The following is a 16,918-nucleotide window of genomic DNA, read 5'->3' as shown; positions in this document are numbered from 1 at the left end:
TCGCACGTTGCGCAAAACAGTCATAGTGAATGAGCCTTAGTCTTTCTCGCCCTGTTGGTGATCGCGAAGGCTGTCGTTCCGAGTGCACCCCGTGCCGCGGCCCAAGTTCCAAGCCCAGGTTTCCGCCCAGGTTTCCGCCCAGGTTTCCGCCCAGGTTGAGGATGTTCCCAAACCGTTTTCAGCGCATTTGACAGTACATCAGCTGCTCGCGCAGTCGTACTAGGTGGCGCCGGCGGCACAACAATCGAGTCGTAAACTTTCAACCCCGCATAGCTGAGACCGAAAAGCTCGGCGACCTTCGGAGCGTAGACGATCGGCACTTGAGGAACTCTCATTGCCCGCCAGAGAGCGCTTGAATGCAATTTCATTGAGACAGCTATGTCGACTCCACGCATCGCGTCGACGAACTCTAAAAGGTTCCTGCCTGTATACACCAGAAGTTCAGACTCGACGTCGCGCAGTCGCTCACGGACCCGTTGGGAGAAGTCGACATCCGCGCCTCTGCCGCGATCAGATTCAAGAACGAAGAAACACACTCGATCGCAGCGGTATCGGTACATGGAGTTGCGGATAACCGCCACCACCGTTTCGATGGAGAGGCCCGGCCATGCACGCAGGGCGATACCAATCGTTGATGTTTTGGCTTGGCCTCGGGGTCCCAAGAACGGCTCCAGGAAGTCCTCGTCAACGAAGTCCGAAGCGAGTTCTGGACTCCATTTCAAGTCCTCGCGAGCGACCATCAGAGATCCCGGATCGCGCACGACGCACCGATTAAACGGTTGTCCCATTTTGCGCAGCCTCGACACCCATGTTGTCGACAACGGTCCAATCCCAAGGCCAACGGCCAGCGAGTAGACGCCACGCGGTAAATAATTTAGCCACAAATAGGGCCGTTCAGGGTGATGGGAGGTTTGCAGGAGACCCCCGCCACCGAAAACCACGAAATCAACATCCCGAAATAGCTTCGGCGCTTTCGTGAATCGCCCGAACCCCTGGGGTGTCTTAACTGGCGTCGGCACAAGCGAGAAACCAAAGCGTCTTCCAATTTCATACCAGGGCAAGGTTTGTCCATAGCTTGTAAAGCGCATCGATGCATCCGGGATGGCACGCGAGACCGCTTGCGCAACCGCAATTAAAATGAGGTCATCCCCAAGATTGCCTGCCTCACCGAGTCCGATCTGCCCGACCTTCACCTTCACTCCCCCTAATTTGAATCAGCTGATAGTAACTGCCCCACCAGACAACACAGCTAACTGCCCCGATAATTACCATCGCCCCTGCCGCGCCAACTATTCCAAATGTCAGTGAACCGATCAGGATCAGCGCCAGCCGAGCCGGAGCTAGCCACGAGCGGATCAGGAGTGTCCGGCGTCCCGCAAGCAAGACCCTGTGTCCCGCAAATGGCACTGACGCCAAACCAGTAAAGAAAATCTCGAGCGCAATCAGTAGCAATATCGACCGCGCGTGTGGCCAGCTTTGGCCTATCAAAAATTCACCCACCACATCCGGCAGCGCAAGCATTACAAACAAAACCACCACCGTCGACGCCATCAGTGACAGTGTCGCTGCGATCGAACTCGTGCTCGCACTTCGAATTCGGCTGGACTTCGCCAAGAACGGCACAGCAAACGACTTCGCCATTCCAACGAGGAGTGTAGCCGGGCCAAAGTATGTACCAGCGCCTCGGAGCGCTCCATTTATCGAGTTAAGCCCCAACCCACCAAGCGCGAATGTCGCTATGTTTCCTGTTCCAGAGCCAAGCAAGAAATCGAGTCCAAAGGATGTGCTGGTTGAAGCGGTGATGTTGTCCGAAATCCAGCGCGGCCGAAGTGAAAATCCGTAACTCCAGATCCCGACTACATATGCGAGCAAGGCTTGGGCTCCAAGCCAAATACCGAACGCCCATGCTCCACCTAGCCATCCAAGTTCCAAGGCCAGGGCAGCCGCTATCGAAGCGATGAACTTTCCAACCTCAAGCAAAAGAGCGACGCGGGTTCTCCCAAAGGAGACAGCGAAATACTTCATGTAGTCGCCGAGCACGACACCCTGTGTCGCGACAGCTACGCACACTAGGTAGGAGGACTGAAGTGCAGCGGCGCCTATCAAACAAACAACGCTGCCCGCCAATCCAAGTAGTGCGACCGACGCGCTGTGCAGGCTTATCGAATCCCGTGATGGGAGAGTCGCCGCCAGCGGTTCGCTGATACAGGCCCGAACTAGACCAGTAAGGAACAAGTACGCCGCGAAGGCCACTGCGAACTGACCTAGCTCTGAGAGTCCCGTATGTCGCGCCACGGCAACGGAGAAAATAAGATTCCCGAGACCGGCAACGAACGTCGTTGCCAACACGCCGTGACTGCGCCGCGAGCGCACGAGCATGATGATGGCACGCGACAATTCCCGTGTCAGCATCAACGTTTCCGATATCCGCAGCTTATCGACGCCTCAGAGTGCGACGACATTCGAGATATCCGAAGCCGCGCTATTTTGACGCCGCAATGCGCCCCGCGTGTCCAATATAAGCTTTGCTTCTTCGCTCCATGGCGTCGCTACGTAATCCTTATGCGCCTGGAGGAGAACAACAATGTCCGCCGTACGCACAGCAGTTCCCATATCCGGGACGCAGCGAATATCACCGGCGTTTAGTGACCATTGTCTGACCTTCGGGTCGTGGTACTCGAGAACGGCGCCCTTTGCGCATAGCAATTCAGCAATGGGCGTCGCAGGAGATTCCCGCTGATCGGCAATATTCGCCTTATACGTCACGCCGAGCAGAAGGATCTTGGACCCTTTAAGGGACTTGCCCGCCGAGTTTAGGAGATCCTGGATGCGCGTAACGACGTACCGAGGCATAGAGTTATTGATTTCCTGAGCCAGCTCCACGAAGCGGAAAGGGTAGCCAAGCCTCTTTTCGACCTCGTAGCTGAGGTAGTTCGGATCGATCGGGATGCAATGCCCACCGACCCCTGGACCCGGGTAAAACGCCTGGAAGCCGAAGGGCTTCGTCTTAGCCGCGTCGATCACGTCCCAGAGGTCGATATCCAGTTCGTGGCAAAACTTTGCCATCTCGTTCACGAGCGCAATGTTGATGTGTCGATACGTGTTCTCGAGAAGTTTCGCGGTTTCGGCTTCTTTTGCCCCGCGGACTGGGACTGTCGTGTCAACGACCCGGGAGTAGAAGCCAACTGCCCTCTGCGTCGAGGCAGTAGTGACACCTCCAACCACCTTTGGCGTGTTCCGCAGACCATACGTCGAGTTTCCGGGATCGATGCGCTCAGGCGAAAAGGCCAGCCAGAAGTCGACGTCGAGCTGGAGCCCGGACTTCTGGAGGAGTGGCAGTACAACATCCTCTGTCGTCCCGGGGTACGTTGTGGACTCCAGTACGACTGTCGTCCCTGGCACCATGTGCGCCGCAATCGATTCACTCGCGCCGATGACGGCTCGTAGATCCGGGCGCCCATCGTCTCCAAGCGGCGTAGGCACACAGATGACTACGTGGCTTGCCTCGGCGATGACGCTCGCATCCGTGGTGGCTGTATAGCCAGCTGCCAGCATTTTGCGTACGTCAGCATCCGAGATGTCGTCCACGTGGGACCGGCCGCTGTTGAGGCCCTCCACGACGGGACCGCTCAGGTCCAGCCCGACAACGTCGAGCCCCGCGGCGGCCGCCTCCTGCGCGAGCGGTAAACCCACGTATCCCTGGCCGATGATTACAGTCATGTTCATGCGGTTGTCCTTTTCGAAACTGAACAGGTGGGCCCGGGCTGGGGCCCGGCAAGAAGCCAAGCGAAGTAGGATGCGGGATCGAAGGCGGACGGGTCCGGCTCGGGGACAGACGAAACCGCTTCCTCGACGGCCGTTCGTAGGCTGTCCTGGTCGCCCCGGGCATACGGACGAATCGCTGCCCCAGCAATCTCGCGGTTCTGCGCAGTGTCTTGGGCAACGATGCTCCGCCCATAAACGCGCGATTCGGCGAGCGCGTATCCGAACGATTCGAACTCAACCGGGAAGAACACGGCTCCACACCGCCTCCACCAGGCATCCAGCGCCTCGGACGTCTGCGGCCCGATGAACTCGATGCGCGGGTGGGATGCGAGGGTCGGCAGTGCATCAGGCGTTGCCGGCACAACAAGCCTGACAGGGTCTCCCGCCATGTCCTCGGTCGCCGTCAGGAACTCAGGTAGGTGCTGGTCAAGGTTTTTGTACGGTTGGGGCACGATCGGCACGAGCACATCACGTGGGCTTTCGGGAAGCTTCCCGGCCCAAGCTGGCTTCGCCACCGGATGGAAGCGCACGACCAAACTGTCCGAGAGGTAGGGCGCGAGGTCGGCCACCTGCTCGCCCATCCGCGTGCATGGCACGACGAGGGTCTCTGAACGCCGAGCCAGGGCTCGAACCAGCGGGATCTGCAGTTGCAGCTCGCGGGACGGAGTGAAACCGATGCGCTCGAGGTCACTCGGCGTCGCGAAGTGAAGGATGTTGCGCAGCAGCGTGACGCTAGTGCCGAAGGGTGCCACGAAGCCTGCGTTGTTCAACGACAGGTGAAGGGCCGCTCGCGGGGCGATCAACTCGCGGCGAAGCAGCCAGCTCGGGGTCAAGCGACGCCCGTCGCCGATGAGGTGGATCTCCTGGTCCGTCGAGGACAGGTATTTCTTTAGTTCCCGCAGAAGACGAGCCGCACCGCCGCCCACTGCGCCGGCGACGTCAGCGACGACTTCGGTGTTGCCGTTGGATGTCATGATCGCCTATTTCCTGATTCCGTGTCGCGCATGGTGCGTTCCTGCGGTCGAGCGGATGAAGTTCACTACGCGGCGGGAAGAGTCCCCAATCCGATAGTCGGCAGGCACCGTCGCCCTGCCCTCCCCTTCATGTTGCTCAATGGTCAGCCGGACCGCGTCAACGACGTCGTCCGGATCGAGCCCGGTGGTGATGATTCCGCCCGTGTCGATGGCCTCGGGTCGCTCGATGGCGTCCCTGAGGGTGACCGCCGGGAAACCGAGCATCGTCGACTCTTCGGAAATGGTTCCCGAATCGGAGACGACGCAACGGGCACCCAGCTGAAGCCGGTTGTAGTCGAGGAAGCCGAGAGGCTTGTGCAGGCGCAGTCGTGACCCGCGATCCAGCCCGAACTGTTCAATCCGCTGCCGCGTGCGAGGGTGCGTGGAGACGAGCATCGGCAGCGCCTGGTCCTCGGCAACCGCCTGCAGGGAGGCGAGCACCTGGCGCAGGCGGTCCTCCCGGTCCACGTTCTCCTCGCGGTGGACACTGGCCAGCAGGTAGCCACCTTCAGTGAGGTCCAGGCGCGAAAGGGCGTCGGACGCCCGGATAGCGCCGTCGTACTGGGCCAGGACCTCGGCCATCGGCGAGCCCATGAGAAGGATGTTCTTCGGATGCAGACCCTCTGCGAGCAAGTTCCGACGGGAGTGCTCGGTGTACACCAGGTTGTAGTCGCTGACGTGGTCCACCAGGTGCCGGTTGATCTCCTCCGGCACGTTCGGGTCGAATGAGCGGTTGCCCGCCTCGAGGTGGTACACGGGGACCTTGAGTCGTTTGGCCATGAGGGCGGAGACGCAGCTGTTGGTATCGCCAAGGACGACCATCGCGTCGGGGCGCTCCTCGAGGAGTACCCGCTCGGTTCCCTTGAGCACGTCGCCGAGGACGCTGCCCAGCGACGACGTATCGGTGTTGAGGAAGTGGTCCGGCCGGCGGAGACCGAGATCCTCGAAGAACACCTCATTGAGCTCGTAGTCGTAGTTCTGACCCGTGTGGACGAGGACGTGCTCGGTCGCCTCCTCGAGCCGGTGGATCACGCAGGCGAGTCGGATGATCTCCGGCCGCGTGCCCACGACGGTCACGACCTTCAGCTTGCGGCGCAGGGTCACGGTGTCAGGACTTTCTGGTAGAAGGTGTCGGTGTCGTCGGGGTTGAAGATCTCGTTGGTCCAGAACTGGGTCAACACGTCCCGGTCCCCCGTGTTCGTGATGCTGTGGGTCCATCCCACCGGCATATCGATCGCCGCGGGGGCATCGCCCGAGACCGGGAACTCGAGGACCTCGTCGGTGAACATCTTCCGCAGGCGGATCGTGGCGTCGCCCTCGAGAACGATGAAGCGCTCGAGCTTCCGCAGATGATAGTGGTCGCCTCGTGTCACGCCGGGCTTGGTCGTGGAGACGAACGTTTGGCCCCCGCCTCCGTGGCTCTTGACCGTCTCGACGAGGTAGCCGCGCTGGTCGGCCTTCAGGTCGAACCGGATAACCGGCCGGACCGCGAAAGACGCGGAGCGGTAGGCGTTGAACAGGTCCCGCATGAACGGCTCCGCCAAATCGGGGATCTCCCCCGACGCGTACAGCCGATGGAAGGACACCATCGTCTCTGCGAGGTCGGCGACACCCGTCTCGTCGGTCCGGGCACCGGGGAGGTCCTCGCTCGACTCCGCAGTCAGAAGGAGGCGGGCTGCCTCCTGGGCGTGCATCAGCCGCAGCTTCCGGTCGCCGGTGACCGTGGGTTCCGTTCCAGCGGCCGCCTGGTGGGCAAACGTCGCGACGACGGAGTTGTAGTGCGCCAGGCCTTCCTCCCCGAACAGGTTCGGAAGCCGCAGGTCGATGAACTCCACTCCCGACTCGCGGCATGCCGCGCGGAGCACATCGGCGCCCCGCCGCTTGCCGCGTCCGTACGGGTTGTCCAGTTCGGCCTGGATGGAGTTCGCATAGACGACGGCCGCGGGCTTGACCGGTGCCGCCCCCAGCGCATCGGCGAGCCGCTGGGCCAGGTCCTCGTTACCGGTCTCGACCTCCTCGTCGGTGGCCGCACGATTGATGCCGGCGATGTGGATGACCCTGGTGGATTCCGCGACGGCCGTGGCCAACCGTCCGGGGTCGTAGCCGTCGCGAAGCGACACGCAGACCGGGGCGGGTAGCCCGCGGGCGAAGGCCAGCAGACGGGTGTGCCACCCCAGAAAGCCGCTAGCACCAGTCAGGAGGACCTTCACCGTTTCCCCCAGTTCTCCAGCTCACGCTGGACCTCCGGCAGGGTCAGCAGGAGTTCCTTGGTTTCCGCGATGTCCATCCGGTCGGCCGTGTGCGAATCGTAGTCGTCGTACACGCTGACCTTCTGCTCGCCCTCCTCGAAGAATGCCTTGTAATTCAGCTGGCGCTTGTCCGCCTTCACTCGGAAGTACGTCCCGTGGTCGTCGGCGCGGGCCAGCTCCTCGCGGGTCGCCAGTTGTTCGGAGAGCTTCTCGCCGTGTCTGGTTCCAATGACGGACAGGTCCGCAGGCCGGTCGAAGAGTTCGCACACGGCCGCCGCCAGGTCCTTGATCGTGCAGGCCCGCACCTTGCGGATGAACAGGTCGCCCTGCTCCGCGTGGGAGAAGGCGTAGGCCACGAGGTCCACGCTTTGGTCGAGGCTCATCATGAACCTGGTCATGTTGGGGTCCGTCACCGTGATCGGCTTGCCCTGCTTGAGCTGGGAAATGAAGAGCGGAACGACGCTTCCGCGAGAGTAGAGGACGTTGCCATAGCGGACGCAGGAGACCGTGGTCTTCGCGTTCGGGTTCTCCAACCCGTGCGCCTGGGCCACCTTTTCCATGAGGGCCTTGGTCATACCCATGGCGTTGACCGGGTAGACGGCCTTGTCGGTGCTCAGGCAGACGACCGACGTCACGCCCTCCTGCTCCGCGGCCCGAATGACGTTTTGGCTACCGAGCACATTCGTCTTCACCGCCTGCATGGGGAAGAACTCCGCCGAAGGGACCTGCTTCAGCGCCGCGGCATGGAAGACGTGGCTCACTCCGCGGGTGGCCGGGACGACGCTGGCAAGGTCACGCACGTCGCCGAGGAAATATCGGATGCGCTCGTCACCGAGGTCGTGGCGCATCTGGTCCTGCTTGGCCTCGTCCCGGCTGAGGACGTGGATGCGTTCGCACCCGGAGTCCAAGAGGTGCCGCACCATACGGTGCCCGAAGCTGCCGGTTCCACCGGTGATGAGCACCGAGGCCGGGACGGGCACCTTCGTGTCCTGGTCGTTCACTTCTTCTCCTATCTCGACGTGCTGCCTGCCGCTCTCTCTTGCGCTAGTCACCGACGACGCTCCTCAGGGTCGCGAAGAGAATGCGGAGGTCGCCGGCGAAGGTTCGGTTCCGGACGTACTCGGCATACATCTGTGCCTTGCGGGGCAGGATCACGTCCACGTAGTGGCGCTGCGGATCGGCAGCGAGCTCGAGCTCGTCCGCCTCGTTCCGGTAGTCGATCGACGCCGGGTCCGTGATGCCCGGCCGGACGCTGAGGATCGTCGCCCGCAACTCGTCCGGCCATCGGTCAACGTACTCAGGAACCTCGGGCCGCGGGCCAACGAGCGACATCCGTCCCTCTAGGACATCCAGCAGCTGCGGCAGCTCGTCCAGCTTGGTCCTGCGGAGGAGCCGGCCAACACGTGTGATGCGGCTGTCGCTGGTCGTCGAGACCGACGGTCCAGCATGGCCTGCGCGCATCGTGCGGAACTTGCGGATCTGGAACGTCTCGCCGTGCAGCCCGACGCGTTCCTGCCGGAACAGCACGGGCCCAGGCGAGGTCGCCCTGACCGCGACAGCCACCACGAGGCAGACGGGGGCGGAAAAAACCAGGCCCACACCGGCGGCGGCGGCGTCGAAGAACCGTTTGATCACGCCCCCAGCACCCGCTCGACGGTCGAAACGACGCGCTCCACTTGGTCGTCCGACATGCTCGAGAACAGCGGCAGGCTCACCGACGAAGCGAAGGCACTCTCGGCTGCTGGGAATTCCGCCGCGTCGAGCCCGAACGTTTCGCTCCAGTACGGATGGCGGTGAAGCGGGATGAAGTGCACGCTCGTGCCAATCCCGTGCTCGGACATGCCCTCGATAAAGCCGTCTCGGCCTGTGGGCGCTTCGGCATCGAGGCGCGTTACGAACAGGTGCCAGCTGTGCCCGGACGGGTGGCCTCGCTCGGGGAGCGTGAGAGGGAGCCCGGCGAAGGCTTCAAAGTACCGTTCGGCGATGTCGCGCCGTCGGTCGCGCATCTCCCGGGCACGCTCCAGCTGCACGCTGCCCATGGCCGCTGCCATGTCCGTCATGTTGTATTTGAAGCCGGGCGCAACGACCTCGTAGCGCCAACCCGGGACCTTCGAGGTGTAGCGGGCGAACACGTCGCGGCTGATCCCGTGCAATCTCATCGTCCGGGCGCGCTGCGCCAAGTCCGCGTCACGGGTGACGAGCATGCCGCCCTCGCCCGTGGTAATCGTCTTGGTCGCGTAGAAGCTGAACACGACCGCGTCGCTGTCGCTGTTGCCCACCATGCTGGGACCGTTCGTCGCCGGGAAGGCGTGTGCCGCGTCCTCCACGACCCGGAGGCCGTGCCGGGCGGCGAAGTCGGCAATCTTGGAGGCGGCGATGGCATTGCCAGCGAAGTGCACTGGCATGATGGCCTTCGTCCTCTCCGTGACCAGTGACGAGGCGTGGCGGAAGTCGATGTTGAGCGTGGTCTCGTCGATGTCGACGAACACCGGGGTGGCGCCCACGTAGCGGACGACCTCCGCTGTCGAGGTGAAGGTCCATGTTGGGACCAGGACCTCGTCCCCGGGCCCGAGCCCCAGCGCCTCGACCGCTAGGTGCAGTCCGGCCGTTGCCGAGTTCACGGCCACGCAGTGCAGGTCGGGATCCCCGAGATAGGCGGCCATGTCGCGCTCGAACTGCGCGGTCCGGGGTCCCGTGGTGACCCAGCCCGAGCGCATGGACTCCACCACGGCTTGGATTTCGCGCTCCGTGATGTCTGGTAGCGCGAAGGGAAGAAACGGGGGCTGCTCCATCTAGTGTCCTGTCTCCTGGGTCAGCGGCGCCGCCTGTGGCGTGAGTTGCACGGCGTATTGGGCCATGTGACGTCCCTCAGCGGTCGTGTACGTCTTCTCCAACACCCATCCCTGGCCCTCGTAGAACGCCCGGGTACGGTCGTTGGCGTCCGCGTCCGTTGCCAGGAAGGCCCTGCCCGCGCCGGCGGTGGCGGCCTGGCGGGTCCACGCCTCAAGGACCTGCCGGCCTTTGCCGGTCCCCTGCGCATGCGGGGAGACGCAGATGGAGCTGAGCAGGGCACCGTCATCCCCAGGGCCGCTGCCGCCCCGGTAGGCGACAGCCCTCATCAAGCGCGGAATGGCTCGGGGATCGCTAATCGCATAGCGCAGGCTCGCGGCAGCGAACCCGAGCCAGCGTCGCTTCAGCAACCGTCCGAAAAAGCCCCGGGGATCGGTGCTCCCGACGGCGACGGCAACCGGCCTGCCTTGGCCGTCGCGCTCGACTGCCGTGACCGCCGTGGCGTCGCCAATGAAACCCCGGTAGAACTCGCGGAGGAACGGAAGCCCCAAGCGGGCCAGGAAGAAGCCGGGAAATGCCTGCCGATGCAGCTCCGCGACGGTATCCACGTCTTGAGGCAGGAGTCTCCCGCCGCCGGAACCCTGGCGGCGCGCCGCCTCCTCCAGGAGGGACTCGATGGCGTCCGTGGTGGCCTCAATGCTGAAGTGCCGTTCGTACTCGACGCGTCCATTGCGGCCTTTCGCCCCAAGGCCCGACCGCCCGTCCCTGAGGCAGGCGCGCAGTGCCTCGGCGATGCTTTCGACGTTGCCCGCCTCGGCGACGTGGCCGGCGCCGGCGTTGGACACCACACGAGCCACGTCCCCCTTGGCTGCCACGAAGGCCGCCGTGCCCGAAGCGAGGATGGTCTGGGTCTTGCTGGGCATCGTCACACCCGAAAGCGGGTGGTCCGCGAGGCCGATGAAGGCGGCATCGGCGGTCGCGAGAAGATCAGCCATGCGTTCCATGGGCTGTCGACCGAGAAATGCGATGCGCTTGTCTCTCGCCGCGAGATCGCGCAGCGCGTCCTCTTCGGTTCCGGAACCTGCCAGCAAGACCTTCAGGCGCTGATCCTCGACCCGCTGGACCGCGCGGATGAGGCTTCCGAGGTCCTGTGCAGCGCCCATGGCTCCGGCATAAAGGAGGACGATGTCGTCCTCTCCGAGGCCCAACTCCCCGCGCCGAGAGGTACCGCGATCGTGGAAGTGCTCCTCGTCGGCGGGCTTGGGCACAAACCTGGTCTTCTCCACGGGGACACCACGCGCGTGGAGAATCGGACCGACTCCGGGGGCGATGTGTACTACGAAATGGGACGCCCTATACATGGCATTGGTCCACGCGTGCAGCAACGGGCCAGCCATGGATGCGAGTCGTCCCGAGCCGGAGAGCCCGGAGACCAGCATCGTGTCCGGCCAGAGGTCGGCGACCTCGCTGATCACGGGGGTCCTCTTGGCACGGCGGATGAACATCGGCAGCCCGACGGTCACGGGCGAATAGTTGACCCAGAGCACGTCGATGTCTCGGAGTGCGCGCTGTCCGAGAAACGCAGCGCTCAACCCGAACGACGCGTAGTTCAGGATGCGGCCCAGACCGGACAGGCCGTGGTTGGGCCAGAGATACGTCCGTGTGATGCGCACGCCGTGGGACGTTTCCTCCTGGCGGGCACGCAGGCGGTACCCGGGCGCCAGTTCGCCCGTCGGGTAGTTCGGGAATCCGGTGAGGACGTGCACCGCGTGTCCGCGTCTCACCAGTTCGCGGGCGAGGACGCCCGGCAGCGCGGCCGGCCCCGGTTCGGGGTCGTACCACTGGCTCAAGATGCCGATCTTCACTGCTGCGCCTCCTCTGCTGTCTGCGGATCCCGATTCACGACGCGGTTATGCGACGCCATGGGTGGGCGCCGTGTCGCCCGGCGCGTCGACCCGCCGGATCGTGTCGGTCGGAATCTCGCGAGCCAGGCGGGCCTTCCACCCATCCAGATCAAGTCGGGCCGGCGCCATAGGGTTCACTTGCGCGTGGGAGATCTTGGGGTGGAACGGACGCGTGTCCGTCTCCCCGAGTCCGATCAGCTCCTCATGGAGCTTCTCCCCCTCGCGGAGGCCCGTGAAGACGATCTCGACGTCCTTGCCGGACATCTCGATCATCCGCTGGGCCACGTCGAGGATCTTGACCGGCTCGCCCATGTCCAGGATGAGCACCTCGCCCGCGCTGCCGATGCCGCCAGCCTGCACGACGAGCTGGCACGCCTCCGGGATGGTCATGAAGTAGCGGGTGATGTCCGGATGGGTCACGGTCAGCGGGCCGCCGGCCTCGATGAGGGACCGGAACGTCGGCAGCATGGAACCCCGGCTGCCGATGACGTTGCCGAAGCGGACGGAGATGTACGGCTTGCCCGTGGCGCCGGCCATCCAGGACGTGAGTTTTTCGGCGACCCGCTTGGAGTGGCCGAGCACGCTCGTGGGATTGGCCGCCTTGTCGGTGGAGATGTTCACGAACGTCTCCACGTCGATGGCCTGGGCCGCGCGCAGCACGTTCAGCGTGCCGATGACGTTCGTCTTCCACGCCTCGTCCGGGTACTGCTCCAGCATGGGCAGGTGCTTCAGCGCGGCCGCGTGGAACACGACGTCGGGGCGACGGTCCTCGAAGATCTCGGTGAGGGCGTCGACGTCTCGGATGTCGGCGAGGACTACGTCGCGCGTGTGGAGCAGGCCGTGGCCGAGGGTGCCGAGCTGGGCGCCCTGGAGCCCGGTCTCGTCGCGGTCCAGCATGATGAGCTCGGAAGGGGCGTACTTGGTGATCTGACGGCACAGCTCCGCGCCGATCGAGCCGCCGGCGCCGGTGACGAGGACCTTCTTGCCGGCGAGGTAGCCGGCGATGGATTCCACTTCGGTGTCGACCGGGTGTCGGCCGATCAGGTCCTCGATCGAGATGTTCCGCAGGTCGGAGAGCCTGGTCTTGCCCGCGAGGAGCTCCTCGAGCGGAGGGAGCACCATGACGTTCAGGCCAGACTCCCGTGCAGCATCGGCGATTTCGCGGACCAACGCGGCGTCGGCCCGGCCGATAGCGACGACGAGATCCGTGGCGGCAGTCCTCTCGGCGACTCGCTGCAGATCCCCGAACCGGCCGAGCACCTTGACGCCCCGGAGGACGAGACGGGCCTTCTGCGGGTTGTCGTCGATGAGCGCGACCGGCACGTACTGGGAGTCGCCGTCCGTGAGCATGCGGCGGAGGACGGTGTCGCCGAGGTGCCCGGCTCCGTAGACGATGGTGCGTTTGGCGCCGCTGCCCGGCCTCATCCGCGCCTCGAGCGCGGTGCGGACGAAGTAGCGCACGACGCCCATACCGACCAAGGCGATCGGGGTGGCGATCATGGCGGTGCTGCGAGGCACCCTCCAGTCGGGGCCGAAGGTCAGGAGCACGAGCGTGGAGAACGCACCGACGAGCAGCGAGACTACGGCCAGGACGCGGACCTCCTCGAAGGTCCCGTAGCGGAAGCGGCCGGCGAAGACGGAGACGGCCCAGGAGACGACGACGTAGAGCAGCGCTGTCCCGAACGCGAACGGCAGCACCGCGCCCAGGTCCATGCGGGAGAAGTCCAGCTCGAAGCGGAGCCAGGCGGCGACGACGATGGCCAGAAGCCAGATCAGGGCGTCGACCGGAACCTTGAGGTACCGCAGCCACATGCGTTCCCGGCGCGTCCAGGCATCGAAAGCCGAGACGGTACGGTCTTCATTTTGGCGCACGGGCACGCTCATTTCCCCCCCAAGGATCTGCGGTCTTCCCAGTGAATTCGCGCATCCCCTGCGCGACAAAACGTCGTAAGCCTACCAATTGGGCTTGTCTCGGGTGAAACCGAAACGTCCCGAGGCGAGCCGCGGCTGGACTATGCCCCGGTCATCCCCGATGCCCGGGCGCTCCCCGACGCGGCGTGCGCGGCGGCAGCGGCTGCCACCAAGTCGACCTGCCCGCGCCCGGTCCCGGTCTTCCCGCCGGTCGCCAGGTACGCCCCCACCATCCCGGCGAGCACGTCCCCGCTGCCGGCAGTCGCCAGGTCGGCCGTCCCGTGGTTGACCACGACGGCGTAGCCGTCCGGGCCGGCCACCACGGTCGCCGGACCCTTGAGCAGCACGATGGCCCCATAGCCCACGGCGGCCCAGCGGGCCCAGCGCACCGGGTCCGCCTCGACGCGTCCCCGGTCCATCCGGATCCCGGTGCGGACCAGCAGGTCCACGAGCTCCCCGGCGTGCGGGGTGAGCACCAGCTTGCCGGTCGGACGGCCCGGCTCGAGCAGCGGCAGGGCGCTGGCGTCGACGACGCACGGCAGGCCCGAGGCCATGGCCTTGCGGGCGTGCGCCAGCTGGGCCTCGTCGTCGCCGATCCCCGGGCCGACGGTCCAGGCCTGCACGTGGGCGCCGCCGTCGTCGGCCCGCACGGCCTCGGGCACGGCGCCGACCAGGTGGCCCGCCACCGCGTCCGGGGCGACGTAGCGCAACATCCCCAGCCCGGTCTCCACCGCCGCCGTCGCCGTCAGCAGCGCCGCGCCCGGGTACTGCTCGGAGCCGGCCACGAGGCCGAGCACGCCGCGCGTGTACTTGTGGTCCCCGGGCTCCGGCCGCGGGCGCAGCCGTGCGGCGTCGCCGCCGTCGAGCACGTGCAGCTCGGGGGCGGGCAGGTGCCGGCCCAGGCCGATGTCCACGACCTCGACGCGCCCGGCCAGCAGGTGGCCGCGGCCGACCGTCAGGCCGGTCTTGAGGGCGCCGAACGTGACGGTGAGGTCGGCGCGCGGCGTGCCGACGGGCGCCTCGCCGGTGTCGGCGTTGACGCCGGAGGGCAGGTCGCACGCGACGACGAGCACGCCCGCGGGCAGCTTCGGCACCCGCACTCCCCCGCGGGCCCCGGTGCCGAGCACGGCGTCGATGACGACGTCGGCCGCCGCCAGCTCCTGCTCGTAGCCGGCGGCGCCGGCCCGGCGGCGGGCCCCGGAGGCGCGGAAGAACGCGACGCGGCCGCCGGCGCGGCGCAGGGCGGTCAGCCCGCCCTCGTGGGCCTTCTCCCCCATCAGGACCGCGGTGGTGGCGACGCCGCGGCGGGCCAGCTGCGCCAGCGCGTAGAGGCCGTCCCCGCCGTTGTTGCCGGTGCCGATGAGCCCGACGGCTCGGGTTCCGTAGACGCGGCCGCGCTCGGCGCGCAGCAGCTCCATGGTGTGCTGGGCCAGGCCGTGGGCGGCGCGGCGCATCAGCTCCGGGCCGCGGCCGGCCTCCAGCAGGGGCCGCTCGGCCTCGCGGATCTGCGCGCCGGTGTATGCGGGGATCATGCGCCGCGCTCCGCGACGACCATGGCGGTGGCGAGGTCGCCGTCGTGGCTCATCGACAGGTGCCACGTCTCGATGCCCTTGCGCTCGGCCGCCTCCGCGACGGTGCCCTCCATGAGGATGTGCGGGTCGCCGGCGTCGTCAACCGCGATCCGGCAGTCCTGCCAGTTCATGCCGACGGGCGCGCCGAGGGCCTTCGCGATGGCCTCCTTGGCCGCGAAGCGGGCCGCGAGCGAGCGCACGTGCAGGGGCCGCTCCTCGGGCACGAAAAGCCGCTCGCGCAGCGCGGGCGTGCGCTCGAGCTGCTCCCTGAACCTGGACACCTGGACCACGTCCACGCCGATGCCGACAATCATGCCTCCGAGTCTAGTCGGCGGGGCGCGTGGCCCTCGACACGGGACGGGCCGACAGCTCAGTCCACCCAGGGGTTGGCCAGCTCGACGCCGACACCGACGAAGTCCGCGGTGTTCCGGGTCGCGAGCGCTGCCCCGGCGGCGAGCGCCGTGGCCGCGATCATGGCGTCGGCCGTCTGGATGGGAGCCCCGCGGCGCTTTCGGGCCGCGTAGACCTCCGCGTAGGCCAGGGCGGCGCCGCCGTCGAACGGCAGGACGCGGCCGGTGAAATCCTCTTCGAGTGTCCCCGCCACCGCATCCGCGATGGCGGTCCGTTTCCGCCCCGGCGGCAGGGCGGCCACCCCGGCCAGGAGTTCCGCGGCCGTCACCGCGGAAATGAACAGGTTCCGGGCGTCCTGCCGGGAGAACCAGCGCAGGACGGCCTCGTCCGGGACCCGGCGCATGGGCTCAGACACGACGTTCGTGTCGAGCAGGATCATCCGAAATCGACCGCCCGGGCGTCGTCGGGCTCCCGCTCGGCGACGTCGAACCCGCCCGCCGCCGCGAATCGCCGCCGGATCCGGTCCCCCAGCCCATGGTCCACCGGACCGGACCCGAGGACCGACTCGGCCAAAATCGTCCGGGCCTCCGCCTCCATGGAGCGGCCGTGGGAGAGGGCCTGTCGCTGGAGCGCGGCCTTCACGTTGTCGTCGAGATGGCGAATCGTCACGGTGGCCATGGGTCTCCTCTCTTTGACGGCAAGCCTGACAGCATAATGCTAGCAGTCGACGGGGCGCCGCGGGAAGGGGAAGCGACCCTTGCCTCCGGCGCCTCGATGGCCTAGGACTGCCCTATGGAGACGCAGCTGGCGCGCGAGGTGCTGTCCGACGGGTTCGAGCGGGTGCGGGAGACCGTGCACGACGTGGTGGCGGGCAATCCGCCGGAGCGGCTGCTGTGGCAGCCGCCGGGCGGCGGGAACCCGATCGCGTGGCTGGTGTGGCACCTGTCCCGGGTCAACGACGACCACGTCGCCGGGATCGGGAACGTGCTCGACGGCGCCGCTCCCCCGCGGCCCGGCGAGTGGGACGCCCCGCCGGGACAGGCCTGGCACGCCGGCTGGGCCGATCGCTTCGGCCTGCCGTACGACTCCGGCACGTTCGGGTTCGGGCAGTCCCTGCAGGAGGTCTCCGCGTTCCCCGCCGTCGACCCGGCGCTGCTGGTCGGATACCACGCGGCGGTGCACGAGCGGACGCTGGCCCTGCTGGGCCGGCTGGACGGCGGCGACTACACGGCGATCTGCGACGAGCGGTGGGACCCCCACGTCACGGTCGCGGTGCGGCTGGCCAGCGTCCTGAACGACGCCACACAGCACGCCGGCCAGGCCGCCTACGTGGGCGGCTTGGCCGAACGGAACGGAGCGTGAGC

General features: G+C 66.2%; 16 protein-coding genes. 1 reads left to right on the top strand and 15 read right to left on the bottom strand.

What is annotated here, in order from left to right; all coding sequences use genetic code 11:
- Positions 1-20: 20 nt before the first annotated feature.
- The 15 genes from AC1Q5D_RS09185 to AC1Q5D_RS09115 all read right to left on the bottom strand — a co-directional run bounded on the left by AC1Q5D_RS09185 (position 21) and on the right by AC1Q5D_RS09115 (position 16,232).
- Positions 21-1,199 (bottom strand): polysaccharide pyruvyl transferase family protein, encoded by a 1,179-nt coding sequence (locus tag AC1Q5D_RS09185; protein ID WP_481738288.1) that lies wholly within the window; start codon positions 1,197-1,199, stop codon positions 21-23.
- Positions 1,165-2,412, bottom strand: a complete 1,248-nt coding sequence (locus AC1Q5D_RS09180) for an MATE family efflux transporter (RefSeq protein ID WP_481738287.1) — start codon at positions 2,410-2,412, stop codon at positions 1,165-1,167. The genes AC1Q5D_RS09185 and AC1Q5D_RS09180 overlap by 35 nt, the downstream gene beginning before the upstream one ends.
- 33 nt (positions 2,413-2,445) lie before the next feature.
- Positions 2,446-3,726 (bottom strand): nucleotide sugar dehydrogenase, encoded by a 1,281-nt coding sequence (locus AC1Q5D_RS09175; RefSeq protein ID WP_481738286.1) that lies wholly within the window; start codon positions 3,724-3,726, stop codon positions 2,446-2,448.
- Complete coding sequence (locus tag AC1Q5D_RS09170; RefSeq protein WP_481738285.1) at positions 3,723-4,739, bottom strand: glycosyltransferase family protein; 1,017 nt, start codon at positions 4,737-4,739, stop codon at positions 3,723-3,725. Before AC1Q5D_RS09170 ends, AC1Q5D_RS09175 begins: the two co-directional genes overlap by 4 nt.
- A gap of 6 nt (positions 4,740-4,745) precedes the next feature.
- A complete protein-coding gene (gene wecB, locus AC1Q5D_RS09165; RefSeq protein ID WP_481738284.1) occupies positions 4,746-5,882 on the bottom strand; it encodes a non-hydrolyzing UDP-N-acetylglucosamine 2-epimerase in 1,137 nt (378 codons plus the stop codon).
- A complete protein-coding gene (locus AC1Q5D_RS09160; RefSeq protein ID WP_481738283.1) occupies positions 5,879-6,988 on the bottom strand; it encodes a polysaccharide biosynthesis C-terminal domain-containing protein in 1,110 nt (369 codons plus the stop codon). The genes wecB and AC1Q5D_RS09160 overlap by 4 nt, the downstream gene beginning before the upstream one ends.
- On the bottom strand, positions 6,985-8,028 hold the full coding sequence (locus tag AC1Q5D_RS09155) for a polysaccharide biosynthesis protein (RefSeq protein ID WP_481738282.1): 1,044 nt from the start codon (positions 8,026-8,028) through the stop codon (positions 6,985-6,987). Before AC1Q5D_RS09155 ends, AC1Q5D_RS09160 begins: the two co-directional genes overlap by 4 nt.
- 43 nt (positions 8,029-8,071) lie before the next feature.
- Positions 8,072-8,662: a sugar transferase gene (locus AC1Q5D_RS09150; RefSeq protein WP_481738281.1), complete on the bottom strand. Its 591-nt coding sequence runs from the start codon at positions 8,660-8,662 to the stop codon at positions 8,072-8,074.
- A complete protein-coding gene (locus AC1Q5D_RS09145) occupies positions 8,659-9,819 on the bottom strand; it encodes a DegT/DnrJ/EryC1/StrS family aminotransferase (protein WP_481738280.1) in 1,161 nt (386 codons plus the stop codon). Before AC1Q5D_RS09145 ends, AC1Q5D_RS09150 begins: the two co-directional genes overlap by 4 nt.
- A complete protein-coding gene (locus AC1Q5D_RS09140; RefSeq protein WP_481738279.1) occupies positions 9,820-11,682 on the bottom strand; it encodes a GNAT family N-acetyltransferase in 1,863 nt (620 codons plus the stop codon). It abuts the gene before it with no gap.
- Positions 11,683-11,727: 45 nt separating this feature from the next.
- Positions 11,728-13,533, bottom strand: a complete 1,806-nt coding sequence (locus tag AC1Q5D_RS09135; protein WP_481738278.1) for a polysaccharide biosynthesis protein — start codon at positions 13,531-13,533, stop codon at positions 11,728-11,730.
- Positions 13,534-13,733: 200 nt separating this feature from the next.
- Positions 13,734-15,164: a bifunctional ADP-dependent NAD(P)H-hydrate dehydratase/NAD(P)H-hydrate epimerase gene (locus tag AC1Q5D_RS09130; protein WP_481738277.1), complete on the bottom strand. Its 1,431-nt coding sequence runs from the start codon at positions 15,162-15,164 to the stop codon at positions 13,734-13,736.
- Complete coding sequence (locus tag AC1Q5D_RS09125; protein WP_481738276.1) at positions 15,161-15,517, bottom strand: holo-ACP synthase; 357 nt, start codon at positions 15,515-15,517, stop codon at positions 15,161-15,163. Before AC1Q5D_RS09125 ends, AC1Q5D_RS09130 begins: the two co-directional genes overlap by 4 nt.
- Positions 15,518-15,573: 56 nt before the next feature.
- Positions 15,574-15,993, bottom strand: coding sequence for a PIN domain-containing protein (locus tag AC1Q5D_RS09120; protein ID WP_481738275.1), 420 nt, complete (start codon positions 15,991-15,993; stop codon positions 15,574-15,576).
- Positions 15,990-16,232: a FitA-like ribbon-helix-helix domain-containing protein gene (locus AC1Q5D_RS09115; RefSeq protein WP_481738274.1), complete on the bottom strand. Its 243-nt coding sequence runs from the start codon at positions 16,230-16,232 to the stop codon at positions 15,990-15,992. Before AC1Q5D_RS09115 ends, AC1Q5D_RS09120 begins: the two co-directional genes overlap by 4 nt.
- Positions 16,233-16,346: 114 nt before the next feature.
- On the opposite strand from AC1Q5D_RS09115, the gene AC1Q5D_RS09110 reads away from it, so the two are divergent.
- On the top strand, positions 16,347-16,916 hold the full coding sequence (locus AC1Q5D_RS09110; RefSeq protein WP_481738273.1) for a mycothiol transferase: 570 nt from the start codon (positions 16,347-16,349) through the stop codon (positions 16,914-16,916).
- Positions 16,917-16,918 lie beyond the last annotated feature (2 nt).

The organism is Arthrobacter paludis (genome assembly GCF_056782315.1).
The sequence above is the reverse complement of the archived record's forward strand: the minus strand, read 5'-3'. Positions and strand labels throughout refer to the sequence as shown.